This window comes from Catellatospora sichuanensis, assembly GCF_007483665.1.
In the GTDB taxonomy this organism is placed as follows: domain Bacteria; phylum Actinomycetota; class Actinomycetes; order Mycobacteriales; family Micromonosporaceae; genus Catellatospora; species Catellatospora sichuanensis.
The window spans coordinates 291,047-306,685 of sequence record NZ_ML660186.1; the positions used below are offsets into that span (position 1 = coordinate 291,047).

At 72.4% G+C, this 15,639-nt stretch carries 16 protein-coding genes; 4 read left to right on the forward strand and 12 right to left on the reverse strand.

The window, feature by feature from the left end:
• Positions 1 to 31 precede the first annotated feature (31 nt).
• Positions 32 to 2,194 carry a HelD family protein gene (locus FLL47_RS07020; protein ID WP_144119604.1) on the reverse strand — a complete coding sequence of 721 codons (2,163 nt, stop codon included), beginning with the start codon at positions 2,192 to 2,194 and terminating at the stop codon, positions 32 to 34.
• A 117-nt stretch (positions 2,195 to 2,311) separates the two neighbouring features.
• Positions 2,312 to 3,031 carry a DedA family protein gene (locus tag FLL47_RS07025; RefSeq protein WP_246157620.1) on the reverse strand — a complete coding sequence of 240 codons (720 nt, stop codon included), beginning with the start codon at positions 3,029 to 3,031 and terminating at the stop codon, positions 2,312 to 2,314.
• Between the two features lie 268 nt (positions 3,032 to 3,299).
• Between FLL47_RS07025 and FLL47_RS07030 the strand changes: the two genes are divergently transcribed.
• The gene (locus FLL47_RS07030) at positions 3,300 to 3,935 is read left to right on the forward strand and encodes a carbonic anhydrase (protein WP_342780310.1); all 636 of its coding nucleotides are present in this window, start codon (positions 3,300 to 3,302) and stop codon (positions 3,933 to 3,935) included.
• A gap of 197 nt (positions 3,936 to 4,132) precedes the next feature.
• On the opposite strand, the gene FLL47_RS07035 is transcribed toward FLL47_RS07030, so the two are convergent.
• Positions 4,133 to 4,459: a hypothetical protein gene (locus FLL47_RS07035; protein ID WP_144119606.1), complete on the reverse strand. Its 327-nt coding sequence runs from the start codon at positions 4,457 to 4,459 to the stop codon at positions 4,133 to 4,135.
• A 235-nt stretch (positions 4,460 to 4,694) separates the two neighbouring features.
• Between FLL47_RS07035 and FLL47_RS07040 the strand changes: the two genes are divergently transcribed.
• Together FLL47_RS07040 and FLL47_RS07045 are read left to right on the forward strand one after the other, a co-directional pair.
• Positions 4,695 to 5,189: a DUF3145 domain-containing protein gene (locus tag FLL47_RS07040; protein ID WP_144119607.1), complete on the forward strand. Its 495-nt coding sequence runs from the start codon at positions 4,695 to 4,697 to the stop codon at positions 5,187 to 5,189.
• 89 nt (positions 5,190 to 5,278) lie between these two features.
• Positions 5,279 to 6,976 (forward strand): glycoside hydrolase family 3 protein, encoded by a 1,698-nt coding sequence (locus FLL47_RS07045; RefSeq protein WP_246157622.1) that lies wholly within the window; start codon positions 5,279 to 5,281, stop codon positions 6,974 to 6,976.
• A gap of 153 nt (positions 6,977 to 7,129) precedes the next feature.
• Here the strand turns inward: FLL47_RS07045 and FLL47_RS07050 are convergent, their stop codons facing one another.
• The 4 genes from FLL47_RS07050 to FLL47_RS07065 form a co-directional block, all read right to left on the reverse strand.
• Positions 7,130 to 7,609, reverse strand: a complete 480-nt coding sequence (locus FLL47_RS07050; RefSeq protein ID WP_144119608.1) for a DinB family protein — start codon at positions 7,607 to 7,609, stop codon at positions 7,130 to 7,132.
• Between the two features lie 10 nt (positions 7,610 to 7,619).
• Complete coding sequence (locus FLL47_RS07055; protein ID WP_144119609.1) at positions 7,620 to 8,852, reverse strand: RNA polymerase sigma factor; 1,233 nt, start codon at positions 8,850 to 8,852, stop codon at positions 7,620 to 7,622.
• Positions 8,849 to 9,184, reverse strand: coding sequence for a YciI family protein (locus FLL47_RS07060; protein ID WP_144119610.1), 336 nt, complete (start codon positions 9,182 to 9,184; stop codon positions 8,849 to 8,851). The genes FLL47_RS07055 and FLL47_RS07060 overlap by 4 nt, the downstream gene beginning before the upstream one ends.
• Positions 9,185 to 9,338: 154 nt before the next feature.
• Complete coding sequence (locus FLL47_RS07065) at positions 9,339 to 9,869, reverse strand: XdhC family protein (protein WP_144119611.1); 531 nt, start codon at positions 9,867 to 9,869, stop codon at positions 9,339 to 9,341.
• Between the two features lie 59 nt (positions 9,870 to 9,928).
• On the opposite strand from FLL47_RS07065, the gene FLL47_RS07070 reads away from it, so the two are divergent.
• Positions 9,929 to 10,474, forward strand: coding sequence for an AAA family ATPase (locus FLL47_RS07070; protein WP_144119612.1), 546 nt, complete (start codon positions 9,929 to 9,931; stop codon positions 10,472 to 10,474).
• 125 nt (positions 10,475 to 10,599) lie between these two features.
• Here FLL47_RS07070 and FLL47_RS07075 read toward each other — a convergent pair whose 3' ends face one another.
• The 5 genes from FLL47_RS07075 to FLL47_RS07095 all read right to left on the reverse strand — a co-directional run bounded on the left by FLL47_RS07075 (position 10,600) and on the right by FLL47_RS07095 (position 15,567).
• A complete protein-coding gene (locus tag FLL47_RS07075) occupies positions 10,600 to 12,009 on the reverse strand; it encodes an acyl-CoA carboxylase subunit beta (protein WP_144119613.1) in 1,410 nt (469 codons plus the stop codon).
• Between the two features lie 108 nt (positions 12,010 to 12,117).
• Positions 12,118 to 13,344: a beta-ketoacyl-ACP synthase II gene (gene fabF / locus FLL47_RS07080; protein ID WP_144119614.1), complete on the reverse strand. Its 1,227-nt coding sequence runs from the start codon at positions 13,342 to 13,344 to the stop codon at positions 12,118 to 12,120.
• A gap of 15 nt (positions 13,345 to 13,359) precedes the next feature.
• Positions 13,360 to 13,602, reverse strand: a complete 243-nt coding sequence (locus FLL47_RS07085) for an acyl carrier protein (RefSeq protein ID WP_120316303.1) — start codon at positions 13,600 to 13,602, stop codon at positions 13,360 to 13,362.
• 58 nt (positions 13,603 to 13,660) lie between these two features.
• Positions 13,661 to 14,605, reverse strand: coding sequence for a beta-ketoacyl-ACP synthase III (locus FLL47_RS07090; protein ID WP_144119615.1), 945 nt, complete (start codon positions 14,603 to 14,605; stop codon positions 13,661 to 13,663).
• On the reverse strand, positions 14,602 to 15,567 hold the full coding sequence (locus tag FLL47_RS07095) for an ACP S-malonyltransferase (RefSeq protein WP_144119616.1): 966 nt from the start codon (positions 15,565 to 15,567) through the stop codon (positions 14,602 to 14,604). The genes FLL47_RS07090 and FLL47_RS07095 overlap by 4 nt, the downstream gene beginning before the upstream one ends.
• Positions 15,568 to 15,639 lie beyond the last annotated feature (72 nt).

Sequence of the window (15,639 nt, forward strand, 5' to 3'; positions counted from 1 at the left end):
ATAGCGATGTGAAGGTGCCCTTCCTTCGTTCTCAACGCCAGGGGCGGGTGGCGAGGGTGGTGAGGCGCTGGGTGGCGCGGGAGAGGGCCACGTAGAGGGTGCGGCGGCCGGCGTCGGTGCCCGCGTCGATGAGGCCGGGTTCGACGAGGACCACGGCGTCGTACTCCATGCCCTTCGCGGCGAGGGCGGTGACGACGCGCAGGCGTTCGGTGTCCCACTCGGACAGGCGGGCGGTGATCCGGTCGCGGATGCGGGCGTCGGGAGTGATGACGCCGACGGTGCCCTCGACCTCGCCGAGCAGTGCCGCGACCGCGTCGCGGACGCCGCCGTCCAGCTCGGCCCGGTCCACGATCCGGTGCACGGGGTCGACGCCGGTGGTGCGTACGGCCGTCGGCAGCGGCAGGTCCGGCGACACCTTCCGGATCACCTCGGCGGCCACCTCGAAGATCTCCGTCGAGTTGCGGTAGTTCGTGGTGAGCTGGTGCGGGTACCGCTTGCGGCCGCCCAGCGCCTCGTCCCGGGCCCGGGCCACCTCGCCCGCGCTGCCGATCCACGCCGACTGCGCCGGGTCGCCGACCACGGTCCAGCTGGCCGCGTGCCCGCGCCGACCGATCATGCGCCACTGCATGGGCGTGACGTCCTGCGCCTCGTCCACCACCACGTGGGCGTAGTCGCGGTAGTCGTTCTCCCGCGGCGCGGCGGCCGATGCGGCGCGCGAGCGCTCGTACGAGGTCGCCACCTCGCGCACCCCGCCCACCGTGTACGCCTCGCGTCGGCGTACCCGCGGCTTCGGCTTGTCGCCGAGCAGTTCCTGCAGCTCGTCGAGCAACGGCACGTCGTCGATGCTGGGACCCTGCTCGCGCAGCGGCGCCAGCGCCCGCACCAGGGTGCGCTGCTCCTCGTTCGACAGCGTGCCCTCGGCGTATCGGCGCAGCCGCTGCGGCTCGGCCAGCCAGCCCAGCACCTGCACCGGGCGCACCAGCGGCCACCAGGTCTTGAGGAACTCGCGGAAACCCTCGTGCTCGGTCAGCTCCTCGTCGAACCGGGCCTGCTCCAGCCTCGGCTGCTTGGCCTTCATCTGCTCCCAGAGCTGGTCCAGCACCGCGCCGAACGCCTTGGCGCGGATCTCGTTGCGCCGGTTGCCGCGCCCGATCCGCCGCCGGATCTCCTCGCCCTGCCGCCAGGTCAGCTCCAGCCACTCCCCGCGGTAGCGGAAACGCAGGCCGTCGGGGCTGCCGGGCGGGGCGTCCTCGGCGGCGCGGCGCAGCACCCGCCGCATGCGCGTCGAGCCCTTCACCGCGCGGACCGCGGCCGTCTCCTCCCGGCTCGCGCTGAACCCGGGCACGAGCTGCCCGAGCGACTTCAGCGTCGCGGTGTCCTCGCCCAGCGAGGGCAGCACGGTCTCGATGTACTCGACGAACACGGGGGAGGGGCCGACGATGAGCACGCCGCCGCCGGCGAACCGGGACCGGTCGGAATACAGCAGGTAGGCCGCGCGGTGCAGGGCCACCGCCGTCTTGCCGGTGCCGGGGCCGCCCTCGACCATGGTCACACCGGACGCGGGCGAGCGGATCGCCAGGTCCTGCTCGTGCTGGATGGTCGCCACGATGTCGCGCATGCCGGTGCCCTTGGCCCGGCTCAGCGCCGCCAGCAGCGCGCCGTCGCCGACCACGCGCATGCCCTCGGGCGCGGCCGAGGGGTCGAGCAGGTCGTCCTCCAGACCGGTGACCTTCTCGCCGAACGACGAGATCATCCGGCGGCGGATCACGCCGAGCGGCTGCGCGGCGGTGGCCCGGTAGAAGGCCGCCGCGGCGGGCGCGCGCCAGTCGATGAGCAGCGGCTCCGCTCTCTCGGTACGCACGCCCAGGCGGCCGATGTAGCGGGGGCGCTCGTCCCAGCCCGCCGCCTCCGGGTCTGCCGCGGCCTCGTCCGGCTCGATGCGGCTGGGGTGCATGTCCAGGCGGCCGAAGACCAGGCCCTCGTGCTCGGTGTCGAAGGCGTGCCGCCGCCGGGCGGCGTGGAAGACCATCGCGTCGCGCTCGACCAGCGACCCGTACGTGCCGACCCGTGCGAGTTGATAGCCGTCGGCCTCCGCCTTCGCGGCGTCGGCGCGCAGTCGGGCCAGCCGCACGTAGACGCGGTCCACGTGCTGCTGTTCGATGGCGATCTCGTCGTGCAGGGTGTTGTCAGACATGCGTCTCCCGGGCCGGGTATGGCGGCGATGGTGCCCCGATAGGGTACGGGCTGCCCCCGACCGGAAGATCGATCACCGGGCCGATGTGACGCGGAGCCCCACCGGATAGGCTGACTATCAGCCCACCCGCTCCTCGCTGGGCCGCTGTGCGGCCGCCGGGGAGATGTCCGTGGCGTGGTCGATCTCATCCGTGCCGAGGTGGGCGACGGTCTCGTCCGCTGCGGCGGCGACCAGGGACTTCTTCGCCCGGTGCTTGAACCACCAGGTCGTGCCGAGGCCGAAGACCAGGGCCAGGGCCAAGGCCGCCCAGGAGAACCGCTTCAGCCAGGCCTCCGCCACGGCGCCCAGCGCGTAGATCGCGAAGGTGGTGCCGAACGCCCAGACCAGGCCGCCACCGGCGTTGGCCAGCAGGAACTTGCGGTACGGCACCTTCAGCGCGCCGGCCATCGGCCCGGCCAGGATGCGCAGCAGGGCGATGAAGCGGCCGAAGAAGACCGCCCAGGTGCCCCAGCGCCCGAACATCGCCTCGGCCCGCACGATCTGCTCCGGGCCCAGGTGCTTCGGGAACCGGCGGCCCAGGCGGTCCAGCAGCGGGCGGCCGCCGCGCTTGCCGATCGCATAACCGATGGAGTCGCCGACGATCGCGCCGATCGCGGCGCCGATCGCCACGCCCCACGGTGAGATGTGATCCGTGGTGGCGGCCAGCAGCGAGGCGCTGACCAGCACGATCTCGCCGGGCAGCGGGATGCCCATGCTCTCGGTCCCGATGACCAGGCCGACGATGAGGTAGATGGCGACCGCGGGGAGCGTCTCCAGCCATGCTCCGACGAACTCCACCGGCCACCCCTTTCCGAGCACCATCGCCCGCAGTGACCTCACCGGGACGCTCGAAAGATACCCGACCAGGAACCCCGGCGCACCCGGCTGAAGCCCCTAAGGGGACACCGGGGGTGTCGGATCACGGCCGCACGCCGCAGTGGCGCGGGTCCGCGAGGCCGGGCCGACCGGCCGGTTCTGGCGGGTCCGCACGTTCCGGTCGTGAGAAGGGTCGCACTACTTCCGAGTAACCTTCCCGTGACGGGCCATCACCAGCGACCCTTGACTCATGACGCAGTCGAGGACCGCGCCGTCGGATTCTGGTGTGACGATGACCGGCAACCGTCGGGGGCCCGCAGAGGCGCTGGCCGACCTGATGACGGGCAACCGCCGCTTCGCGGCCGGGCGCCCCCGATACGGTCACCACATCGGCGAGGCCGCCGCCCAGTCCAGCGGCCAGGAGCCGTACGCCGTTGTGCTGGGCTGCATCGACTCGCGGGTGCCGCTGGAGGCCGTGTTCGACCAGAACTTCGGCGACATGTGCGTGGTCCGTTCCGGCGCCCATGTGCTGGACCGTTCGGTGGTGGGCTCGGTCGAGTTCGCCGTCGCCGAGCTGCACGCCTCGCTGGTGATGGTGCTCGGACACGAGCGCTGCGGCGCCGTCGCCGCCACCGTCGACGCGCTGCGTACCGGCAGCCGGCCCGACGGGTTCATGGGTTACCTGGTGGACCAGATCGCACCGGCCGTTACCGAGGTCGGCCTGCACGACCCGAAGGTGAACGCGAAGGCGCTGCGCCGCCACGTCGAGCGCACCGTCGAGCAGCTCCGCCTAGCCGAACGCCTCGCCACCGCCACCGCGGCCAGCCGCCTCCAGATCGTCGGCGCCGTCTACGACCTCGACACCGGCGTAGTCGACCTCCTCTGACCCCGGCCCCGCCCGCCGCCCCCCGCGCCCGCGCGCCGGCCGGCGCGGCCCCACCGGCGACACGATTCTCAAAGACTTGCGGCCTCAGACAGTGTCTGAGGCCGCAAGTCTTTGAGAGTTGTCGCAGAAGGCCCGGGTGGGCATGACTGAGGCCCCGGCCGCGGAGCGGACGGGGCCTCAGTGTGAGACAGAAGGGCTCAGCCCTCGAAGATGCCGGCCTCGGCCAGGCGCTTCTCGGTGGCGTCCCACCCGTGACCGGGGTGGGTGCTGTTGAGAGCGACCAGCTCGGCACGGATCTTGGTGGCGTGTCCGGCGCCCGCGAGCACGCGGATCTCCTCGACGAAGGCGTCCGAAGAGGTGCTCAGGTGCACGGTCTTGCCGTTGGTGAGGTTCCGCACGTAGGCGTGCTTGCCGTTGTTCAGCGGAATGATGTACTTGAACTCACCGAGCACGCTGAGCGCGCCACCCTTGGCCTCACCGGCCCGGACAGACGCGCGTGCGGTCTTGGAGGTGTTGCTCGCCACGACGTACTCCTTGAAAGTCTGGTTGACTTAAGAACTCTACACGACCCCTGAGCAGACCCTGATCGGCGTCGCCTTCCGGTGTGACGGACACGTCGCCGCGGGCCGGTCGGACAATTCATCCGGCGAGTTTCGCGATTCTCTGGCGCCACATCCGCCCCAGCCGTCATCATGGGTGAGATCGTCCGCGTCGCCAGGCCGTAGGGGAAGACGAGCCTGTCCGTCTCGGGAGGTCACCGTGCCCACGCGTGGCGTCGTACACGTCCACTCGAGCCCGCTTGCCGTGTGTCCTCACGTCGAGTGGGCAATTTCGCGCGCCCTGAAAAATGGCGCCGTCAACCTGCACTGGACCGTGCAGCCGCTCGAGCCCAGTGCCCGTCGCGCCGAGTGCGGCTGGTCCGGGCGGCCCGGCACCGCCGCGGAGATCGCGGCTGAGCTGCGCCAGTGGCCGATGCTGCGGTTCGAGATCACCGAGGAGCCCAGCGCCGGTGTCGACGGCGAGCGCTTCATGCACGTGCCGGGCCGCGGCCTGTTCCGGGCCGCGATGGGCGCGGCCGGGGACATCCAGCTCGGCGAGGACCGGCTGCGCGCGCTCATCACAGGCAGCCGCAGCCCGGAGGCGCTGGCGCATGCCCTCGACATGGCGATGGGCACGCCCTGGGACGCCGAACTCGAGCCGTATCGCTACGCCGCCGAGGGTGCGCCGGTGACGCTGCTGACCAGGGCGGGTTAGCCCGCGCGCCGGGTGCCCGATCGGCCGTAAGGAGGAGGCCGAGGCGTGTAACGGTTGACCCCGTCCCGTACGGCTGGTGGGATACCCGCGTGACCTCGTCAACGCAGAAGTGGTTCCGCGGGCTCGGCGCCGTCGTGTCCGGCCTGTGCACAGTGGCTGTCGTGGCCAGCGCGTGCGGCACGGCGCCCGACAACGGGGGAACACTGCCGATGCAGGATCCGGCCGACGTCTCCGCCAAGGTCGCGGGGATCATCAAGAAGATGTCCGACGCGGACCTCGCCGGACAGGTGCTGATGCCGTTCGCCTACGGACGCTCGGCCACCGACGTCTCCGCCGGCACTGCGGCGGGCAACAAGGCGCTGGCCGGGGTGGACACCCCCGCGCAGATGATCGAGAAGTACCGGCTCGGCGGCATGATCCTGATCGGGTTCGGTGGCAACGACCCGACCGCGGCCAACCAGCCGGTGAACAACGTGCAGTCCCCGGAGCAGGTGCGCGCGCTGACCAGCGGGCTGCAGAGCGCCGCGGCCCGGCTGCCCGCCGACGTGCCGCTGCTGATCGGCATGGACCAGGAGTTCGGGGTGGTCACCCGGCTCACCACGGGAATGACGGCGCTGCCCAGCGCGATGGCGTTCGGGGCGGCCGCCGACCCGGGCCTGACCGAGGTCGCCTGGCGGGCGGCGGGCCTGGAGCTGTCCGCGGTGGGCGTCAACGTCAACTTCGCACCGGTCGCCGACGTGCTCGGCGCGGCGGGCAGCCCCGTGATCGGCTCGCGGTCGTACGGGTCGGACCCGCGGGCGGCCGGTGAGCAGGTCGTCGCAGCGGTCAAGGGGATGCGCGCGGGCGGTGTGGCGGCGACGCTCAAGCACTTCCCCGGGCACGGCCACACCGCCGCGGACAGCCACACCGAGCTGCCGGTCGTGAAGCAGTCCCGGCAGCTGCTCGACACCGACGACCTGGCCACGTTCAAGGCCGGCATCAAGGCCGGAGCGCCGCTCATCATGTCGGGGCACCTCGACGTGCAGGCGATCGACCCGGGTGTGGCGGCGACCTTCTCCAAGAAGGTGCTGACCGACCTGCTCCGCAAGGAGCTGGGCTTCCAGGGCGTCGTGGTGACCGACGGCATGAACATGGCACCGGCGATGAAGGTGCCGCCGGGCGAGGCGGCCGTGAAGGCGCTGCTGGCCGGCAACGACCTGATCCTCATGCCGCCGAACGTGGGCCAGGCCCACCAGGGCATCGTCGACGCGGTGAAGGCGGGCACCCTGCCGCGGGCGCGGCTCGTCGAGGCCGCCGGCCGGATCCTGTCCCTCAAGCTCGGCTTCGGCCAGGCCGCGGCCCCCGCGCTGTCCACCGTGGGCACCCACCAGCAGGACGTCGCCCCGCTCGCCGCGGCCGCGGTCACCGTGCTGCGCGGCGCCTGCGGTAAGCCGCTGGTGACCGGGCCGGTGCGGGTGACCACCTCGCCGGGGCGCGACAAGGCCCGCAACCGCCTGACCGAGGCGCTCAAGAAGAACGGAGCCACGGTGGTCGAGACCGGTGGCAGCGTGGTGCACCTCGTCGGGTACGGCGACGCCGCCGACGACCTGAGCACGGCCGCGGCGGTCACCGTCCACATGGACGTACCCACGCTGCTGGCCAAGTCGACGTCGAAGGTCCTGCTGGCGACGTATTCGTCCAGTGACCTGTCGATGGACGGCCTGGCCGCGGTGCTGACCGGCAAGGCCAAGCCGACCGGCCGCTCGCCGGTCGAGGTCACCGGCCTGCCCCGGACCACCTGCGCCTGAGCACCCGAAGCGCCCGCTGCGTGCCCCCGTGGCCGCAGCGGGCGCTTCGCCGTCTCACGGCTGCGCACCTGACCGGCTGCCGCCGGGCCGCGTCTGCACCGCCGTCTCCGGCCGCGGCACCCGGACCGGCAGCCACCGGCCACGTCTGCGCTGTCAGGCCTGCACCAGCCACTGTCGGCCGTCGATGAGCTCGCGGGTCGCGTCGAGGTGCCCGGCGTGGCGGGCCGTCTCGGTGATGACGTGCAGCAGCACCTGGTGCCGGCTGGTCAGCCGCCAGTCGCCGAAGTGGCCTTCGGGCCACCAGGCCAAGCCCGCGTCCGGGTCGGTGGCCGCGATGACGGCGTCGGCGTGGGCGATCTGCCGCCGGTAGCCCTCGAGCACCAGGTCACTGGGCGTCTCCGGAGCGACCTGCCACGCGTCGGCGGTGACCGCCAGTTCGTCGATCGCCTCCTGCTGCCCGCCCAGCACTGCGCGGAACCAGAACAGCTCGACGTCGTGCGCCAGGTGGTTGATCAGGCCGAGGCAGGACCAGCCGGACGGCAGCACCGGGCGGTGCAGGTCGGCCTCGGACAGCCCGGCGACGCAGTCGAGCACGTGCCCGCGCTGCCGGCTGAGGGTGGTGTGCAGGTCCATGGGCTGTCTCCTAGATCTCGTCGGCGCGGTCGAGCAGGGCGCGCCGCTCGGAGTCGCTGTGGGTGCGCGCGGCGGCCGCGCGGAACAGCGCCGCGGCGCGTACCCGGTCGCCCGCCCGCGCGGTGAGGTCGGCCTCCGCGGCGATGGCCAGCGGGTAGTCGTCGAGCGCCCCGCCCGCGCGGGCCCGGGTCAGCAGGTCGAGCCCGGCGACCGGTCCGTACGCGTAGCCGTGCGCCACCGCGCGGTTGAGTTCGATCACCGGGCTCGGCTGCAGTTCGGCGAGCCGGTCGTAGCAGCCCGCGATCCGGGTCCAGTCGGTGTCCGCGACGGACGCGGCGGTGGCGTGGCAGGCCGCGATCCGCGCCTGCAGCGCGTAGGGGCCGGACCCCGGCGGCGCGGACTCCCGCAGCTCGGACAGGATGTCGACGGCTTCGCCGATCGCGGCGTGATCCCAGCGGGACCGGTCCTGCCGGTCGAGCGGGACCAGGTCACCCGCGGCGTCGCGGCGTGCGTGCCGCCGCGAGTGCTGCAGCAGGAACAACGCGAGCAGGGCGCGGGCCTCGGCCTGGTCGGGCATGAGCCGCGCGAGCAGCCGGGCCAGCCGGATCGCCTCGTCGGCGAACGCGGGCTCCCCGTCGGCGTTGTAACCGTGGGTGAACAGCAGGTACAGCACGGCCAGCACGCCGGGCAGGCGCTCGGTGAGCGCCGGGCCGGTCGGCACCCGATACGGGATGCGGGCTTCGGTGATCTTGGTCTTGGCCCGGGTCAGCCGCCGGGTCATGGTGGACTCGCTGACCAGGAACGCCCGCGCGATGTCCGGGGTCGCCACGGCGCAGATGGTGCGCAGCGTCAGCGCCACCCGGGCCTCCAGCGGCAGCGCCGGGTGGCAGCAGGTGAAGATCAGCCGCAGCCGGTCGTCCACGATCTCCTCCGGCTCCGGTTCGGCGGTGGCCGCGGTCAGCGCCAGCACGGCGAGTTCGCGCAGCTTGCGGCGTTCGACGGTGCCGCGCCGGAGCACGTCCAGGGCGCGGTTGCGGGCCACCGTCATCAGCCAGCCGCCCGGGTTGTCCGGCACACCGTCGGCCGGCCAGCGGTCCAGCGCCAGCGCCAGCGCCTCCTGCGCGCAGTCCTCGGCGAGCGTCCAGTCGCCCGTGATCCGGATCAGGGCCGCCACGATGCGCTGATACGCCTCGGTGGCGGCGGCCGCGGCGGCCTGCGCCGCCGCGGCCCGCGCGTCGGTCACTGCGACCAGTCGGCCAGCGGCCGGATCTCGATGCGGCCGCCCCGCGCCATCGGGTGCTCGCGGGCGACCTCGATCGCTTCGTCGAGGTCGGCGCACTCGAGCACGTCGAAGCCCACGATCAGCTCCTTGGTCTCGGCGAACGGGCCGTCGGAGACCAGGGTCCGGCCGTTGCGCACACGCACGGTCGTCGCCGCCGACTTCGGGCCGAGCCCGATGCCCTGCAGGCGCTGCCCGCTGGCGTCGTGCTTGTCGACCCACACGTCGATGTCGGTCTCGGGCGCGGGATCGGTGTCCGGCTCGGTGTCGGTGCAGACGAACATCAGATACTTCATCGCTTGCTCTCCTTGTTCGAGGTTCACCACAGTGACGAACGGCGGACCGCGTTCCGGACAGCCCCGCGAAAAATAGTTCGAAGGAAGGGCACCTTCTTATCGCTATGCGTAGAGGAAGGTGCCCTTCTTAACGTCTCGCGAGCGTTTCCGCAGGTCAGAAGGCGAAGCCGCCGGGGCGGTCGTTGCGGTCGGCGATGAGTCCGGCCAGCGTCGCCACGGCGATCTCCGCGGGCGTACGCGAGCCGATGTTCAGCCCGATCGGCCGGTGCACCCGGGCCACCGCGGGCTCGTCCACCCCGCGTTCGCGCAGCGCCGCGACGTGCGGGGCGGTGTGCCGGGGGCTGCCCATCACGCCGATCCAGCGGGCCCGGGTCTGCAGCGCCGCGTCCAGGATCGCACCGAGTTCCGGCCGGTCGTGGTCGGTGACCACCACATCGGCGTCGCCGTCGGCGAACGACGGGTCGACGGTGCTGGCCAGGTGCAGGTGGCCCGGCTGCGAAGCGGCCTCGATCCGGCTCAGGTCGGGTTCGACCAGCACGGTGCGGTAGCCCAGGTCGTGTCCGAAGTGCAGCAGGTGCTCGGCGACCGGGGAGGCGAACACCGCGACCAGGGTGCGGGCGCCGCGCTGCGCCGGCAGGTCGCCGTGGGCCGCGGCGCAGGCCGGATCCGTGTGCTGATGTGCCACTCGCCCAGCCTAGTACCGTCGCGTCTGAATTTGGGACGGCAGCGGGGAGGCTGGACGCAATGGCGGTGATCGTGGTGACGGGTATCCAGGCCGCGGGCAAGTCGACGGTGGCGCAGGGGGTCGCCGAGCGGCTGGCGCGGTCGGTGCATCTGCGCGGCGACCTGTTCCGGCGGATGGTGGTCAACGGCCGGGTGGAGATGGGCCCGGCGGACCCGCCCGCCGAGGCGCTGCGGCAGCTGGCGTTGCGGTATGCGCTGGCGGCGACGGTCGCCGACGGGTATGCCGAGGCCGGGTTCGACGTCGTGCTGCAGGACATCGTGCTCGGCGAGGACCTGACCACGATGCTGGCGGCGATCAGGCACCGGCCGCTCTACGCGGTGGTGCTCGCGCCGCGGACCGAGGTCGTGCAGGCCCGCGACGACGAGCGGCGGGCGCGGCGCGGCAAGGTGGCGTACAAGCCCGGCGACGAGGGCGTGGCGGAGCTGGACGCGTACCTGCGGGCGCATACGCCCCGGATCGGGCTCTGGCTGGACACGTCGGACCAGACGGCGGCCGAGACCGTCGACGAGGTCATGTCTCGGGTGTGGACCGAAGGACTGATCTGAGCCGCCGCCGACGCCATCCGCACAACCCAACGGCGCTTAGCCGACGAATACGCAGCTCACGGACGTGAGGCGTTAAGAAGGGCACCTTCCTCTACGCATAGCGATAAGAAGGTGCCCTTCCTTCGTCAGAGCGGGATGTTGCTGTGGGCGCCGCGGGCGGCGGGGGCGGCGGCGAGGGCTTCGGCGATGCGTTTGCGGGACTCGGCGGGTTTGATGACGTCGTCGACGACGCCGATCTCCAGGGCACGGTTCACACCGCCGGCGGTGTGGGTCTGCTCGTCGATCAGCCGGGTGCGCAGGGCCTCCCGCTGCTCGGCGGGGGCCGCGGCGAGCTTCTTGCGGTGCAGGATGTTCACGGCCGCGCCGGCGCCCATGACGGCGACCTCGGCGTTCGGCCAGGCGAACACGGCGCTCGCACCGAGCGCGCGGGAGTTCATCGCGATGTACGCGCCGCCGTACGCCTTGCGGGTCACCAGGGTCACCCGGGGCACCACCGCTTCGGCGAAGGCGTGCAGCAGCTTCGCACCGCGGCGTACCACGCCGTCCCACTCCTGGCCGAGGCCGGGCAGGTAGCCGGGCACGTCCACCAGCACGATCAGCGGCACGCCCAGCGAGTCGCACATGCGCACGAAGCGGGCGGCCTTCTCCGCCGCAGCCGAGTCGAGGCAGCCGCCCAGGCGCAGCGGGTTGTTGGCGACGACGCCGACGGTGCGCCCGGCGAAGCGGCCCAGCGTGGTCACCACGTTCGGGGCCCACTTGCCGTGCAGTTCCACGCCGGGCTCGTCGAGCAGGGCCTTGACGACGGGCCTGACGTCGTACGCCCGGTTGGCCTGCTCGGGCAGCCAGGCGCCGAGGTCCCGGTCGTCGGCGGCGTCGGCCGGGGACAGGCGGCCCTGCCTGCCGAGCAGCCTGGCCAGCCGGCGCGCCTCGCCGAGCGCGGCGTCGTCGTCCTTGCAGGTGAGGTGCACGACGCCGGAGCGGCGGCCGTGCGCGTCCGGACCGCCTAGGCTCTCCATGTCGACCTCCTCGCCGGTGACGGAGCGGACGACCTCGGGGCCGGTCACGAAGATGCGGCCGGCGTTGCTCATGATCACGATGTCGGTCAACGCGGGCCCGTACGCCGCGCCGCCGGCCGCGGGGCCGAGCACCACGGAGATCTGCGGCACCCGGCCGGAGGCCCGCACCATCGCCGCGAAGACCTGGCCCACGCCGTCCAGCGCGACCACGCCCTCGGCCAGCCGCGCGCCGCCGGAGTGCCACAGGCCGACGACCGGGATACGTTCGCGTACCGCGGTGTCGATGGTGTCCACGATGTGCCGGCAGCCCTCGACACCCATCGCACCGCCCATCCGGGTGGCGTCGGTGGCGAACGCGACGGCGGGCATGCCGTCGATCTCACCGCGGGCGGCGAGCACGCCCGAGCCGTCCGCGCCGTTCAAGGTCCGCACGGTGCCCTGGTCGAACAGGGCCCGCAACCGCACCAGCGGATCGCGAAGGTCGACGTCCCCGCCGACCGCTGCCGAGATCGTCGTCATTCGGGTCTCCTAGGGGCAGGGCGGGTATACGAAACGACGCCCAGGCGCCTCACGGCACCTGAGCGTCGCCTGGCTACGGCCGGGGACCGAACGCTTCGGCCACCCGGCTCACGGCCGCGTGAACAGGAGGGCGACGTTGTGCCCACCGAAGCCGAACGAGTTGTTCAGCGCGGCTGCGATCTGGAGGGGGCGGGCCTTGTGCGCCGCCACATCCATGGTCAGGGCGTCGTCGGGGTCGTCGAGGTTGATCGTCGGCGGCACGACACTGTCGCGGATCGCCAGGATCGTCGCGATCGACTCCAGCGCGCCCGCCGCGCCGAGCAGGTGCCCGGTCATCGACTTGGTCGCGGTCAGCACCGGGTGGTCACCCAGCGCCGCCCGCAGCGCCGCGATCTCCGCCATGTCGCCGACCGGGGTCGACGTGGCGTGGGCGTTGACGTGCACGACGTCGGCCTTGGCCACGTCGGCGTCGCGCAGTGCCATCGCGATGGCCCGGGCGGCGCCCGTGCCCTCGGGGTGCGGCTGCACGATGTCGTATCCGTCGGAGGTCATGCCCGCGCCGGCGAGACGCGCGTAGATCCGCGCGCCGCGTGCCGCGGCATGGTCGGCCCGCTCGAGGATCAGGATGCCCGCGCCCTCGCCCAGGACGAAGCCGTCACGGCCCTTGTCCCACGGACGGGAGGCCTTCTCCGGGTCGTCGTTGCGCGTCGACATGGCGCGCATCGAGGCGAACCCGGCGATCGGCAGGGGGTGGATGACGGCCTCGGTGCCACCGGCGATGACCACGTCGGCGCGGCCGGACCGGATCATGTCCAGACCCCAGGCGACCGCCTCCGCTCCGGTGGCGCACGCGCTGGTCGGCGCGTGTACGCCGGCCTGCGCGCCGTACTCCAGGCCGACGAAGGCGGCCGGACCGTTCGGCATCAGCATCGGCACCGTGTGCGGGCTGACCCGCCGGGCGCCGGACGCCTCCAGGATGTCGTCCTGGGCCAGCAGGGTCTGTGCGCCGCCGATGCCGGAGCCGACAACCACGCCGAGCCGCTCGCGGTCGAGGCCGGCGTCGGCCAGCCCGGCGTCGGCCCACGCCTCGGCGGCGGCGATGAGCGCCACGGCCTCGGAGCGGTCCAGCTTGCGCAGCCGGACGCGGTCGATGACCTCGCTCGGCTCCACCGCCAGCTGGGCGGCGATCTTCACTGTCAGCTGATCGGCCCACTCCTGGGTCAGCTTGCTGACCCCGGAGCGGCCCGCCAGCATCGCGTCCCAGGTCGACGCCACGTCCCCGCCGAGCGGGGTGGTGGCGCCGATGCCGGTGACGACAACGTCAGGCTTGGTCACGTCAATCTCGCAACTTCAGGAGTTGGCGACGATGAAGGAGACAGCGTCGCCGACGGTCTTCAGGTTCTGGACCTCGTCGTCCGGGATCTTCGCGCCGAACTTCTCCTCGGCGGCCACGACGACCTCGACCATGGAGAGCGAGTCGACGTCGAGGTCCTCGGTGAACGACTTCTCCTCGGAGACGTCGTCGGGGTTCACGCCGGCGACCTCTTCGAGGATCTCGGCCAGGCCGGTGACGACCTCTTCGCGCGTAGCCATGGAACTTGGTTTCCCTTCGGTTGGTGGAACTTATGGTGAGAAAAGCCAGGGGTGGGGCTCAGGGGCAGCGGACTACCTGACCGGCGTAGGTCAGGCCACCGCCGAAGCCGACGAGGAGCACCGGCGAGCCGGACTTCACCTCGCCGCGTTCGATCATCTTGGACAGCGCCAGCGGGATGCTCGCCGCCGACGTGTTGCCGGATTCCACGATGTCGCGGGACAGCACCGACGGGTCCACGCCGATCTTGCGGGCCAGCGGCTCGATGATGCGCAGGTTGGCCTGGTGGGGCACGAAGCCGCCCAGGTCGCCGGGAGCCACTCCGGCCTTCTCACAGGCTGCGAGCGCGACCTGGGGCGCGGTGCCGGTGGCCCAGCGGAAGACCTTCTGGCCCTCCTGCACGATGTACGGCTGCCAGCCCTCGATCGCGATCGCGTCGCTGGGCTCGCTGCCCCAGACCACGGGGCCGACACCGGGCTCCTCGCCCTCGGCGGTCGCGGAGACGACCGCGGCGCCCGCGCCGTCCGCGAAGATCACGCAGGTGCTCCGGTCGGACCAGTCGGTGATCTGCGACAGCTTCTCCGCGCCGATCACGAGGGCGTGCTTCGCCGCGCCCGCGCGGATCGCATGGTCGGCGTTGGCCAGCGCGTACGAGAAGCCGGAGCACGCGGTGTTCAGGTCGAACGCGGCCGCCCCGGCGACGCCGAGCTTGTCGGCGACCCGGCAGGCCACGTTCGGGCTGCGGTCGATCGAGGAGCAGGTCGCCACGATCACCAGGTCGATGTCGGCGGCGGTCAGGCCGGACGCGGCCAGCGCCTTCTCCGCGGCGAACCCGGCCATGTCGGCGACGGTCTCGGTGTCGGCGATGCGCCGCTCCTTGATGCCGACGCGGGACTGGATCCACTCGTCGTTGGTGTCGACCATCTGCGCCAGATCGTCGTTGGTCACGACGCGCGACGGCTGGTAGTGCCCGAATGCGAGGATCTTGCTGCCGTTAGCGGTCATGATTGCTCTCCGATACGGGCTTGCGGGGTGGACTCGTGCGACCCCGGTGCGCTGTGGCGCGAGATGAGGTCCTTCGCGGCGGCCAGGTCGTCGGGCGTGTTCAACGTGACGATCTCCGGCGTGCCGGTCTTCAGCTCGCGCTTGACCAGCCCGGCGAGTGTGCCCGCGGGCGGCAGCTCGATCACGGCGGTGACGCCGAGCTGGGCCAGGCTCCGCATGCACAGGTCCCAGCGCACCGGCGCGGTGACCTGGCGGACCAGGCGGCCCAGCATCTCGCGGCCGTCGGTCACGGCCGTGCCGTCGGCGTTGGACAGCTGCGGGCGCTCGGCGTCGGCGGTGTCGACGTCGCTCGCGACGGCGGCCAGCGCCGCCTCGGCGGGGGCCATGAACGGGGTGTGGAACGCGCCCGCGACCTGCAGCTTGATGATGCGGGTCCGGGCCGGCGGGTTGGCCGCGAACTTGTCCAGCGCGTCGAGCGCGCCCGCGATGACGACCTGGCCCGCGCCGTTGCGGTTGGCGGCGTAGAGGCCGTGCGCCTCCAGTGCGGCCAGCAGCTCGGCCTCGTCACCGCCGAGCACGGCGGCCATGCCGGTGGGCTCCAGGGCGCATGCGGCGGCCATCTCGCGACCGCGTACGCCGGCCAGCGTGATCGCCGCGTCGGGGGTCAGCATCCCGGCCAGCGCCGCCGCACCGAGCTCACCGACACTGTGCCCGGCCACGACCGACACGTCCGCCATCGGCAGGTGTTCGGCGGCGAGCAGCGCGGCGGCGACGAGCAGCGGCTGGGTCTTCGCGGTGTCCTTGATCTCCTCGGCGTCCGCCTCGGTGCCGAGGTGCACCAGGTCGACCCCGGCGAGACTCGACCACCAGCGCAGACGTTCGGCGGCGCCGTCGAGGTCGAGCCACGGCGTGAGGAATCCTGGTTTCTGGGCACCCTGGCCCGGGGAGAGTACGGCGAGCACGTATTCAACCTTGAGGGATCACGGACCCGCACGCCGTTGCCGGGGATGACTAAATCCTCCTACCGGAGTTGT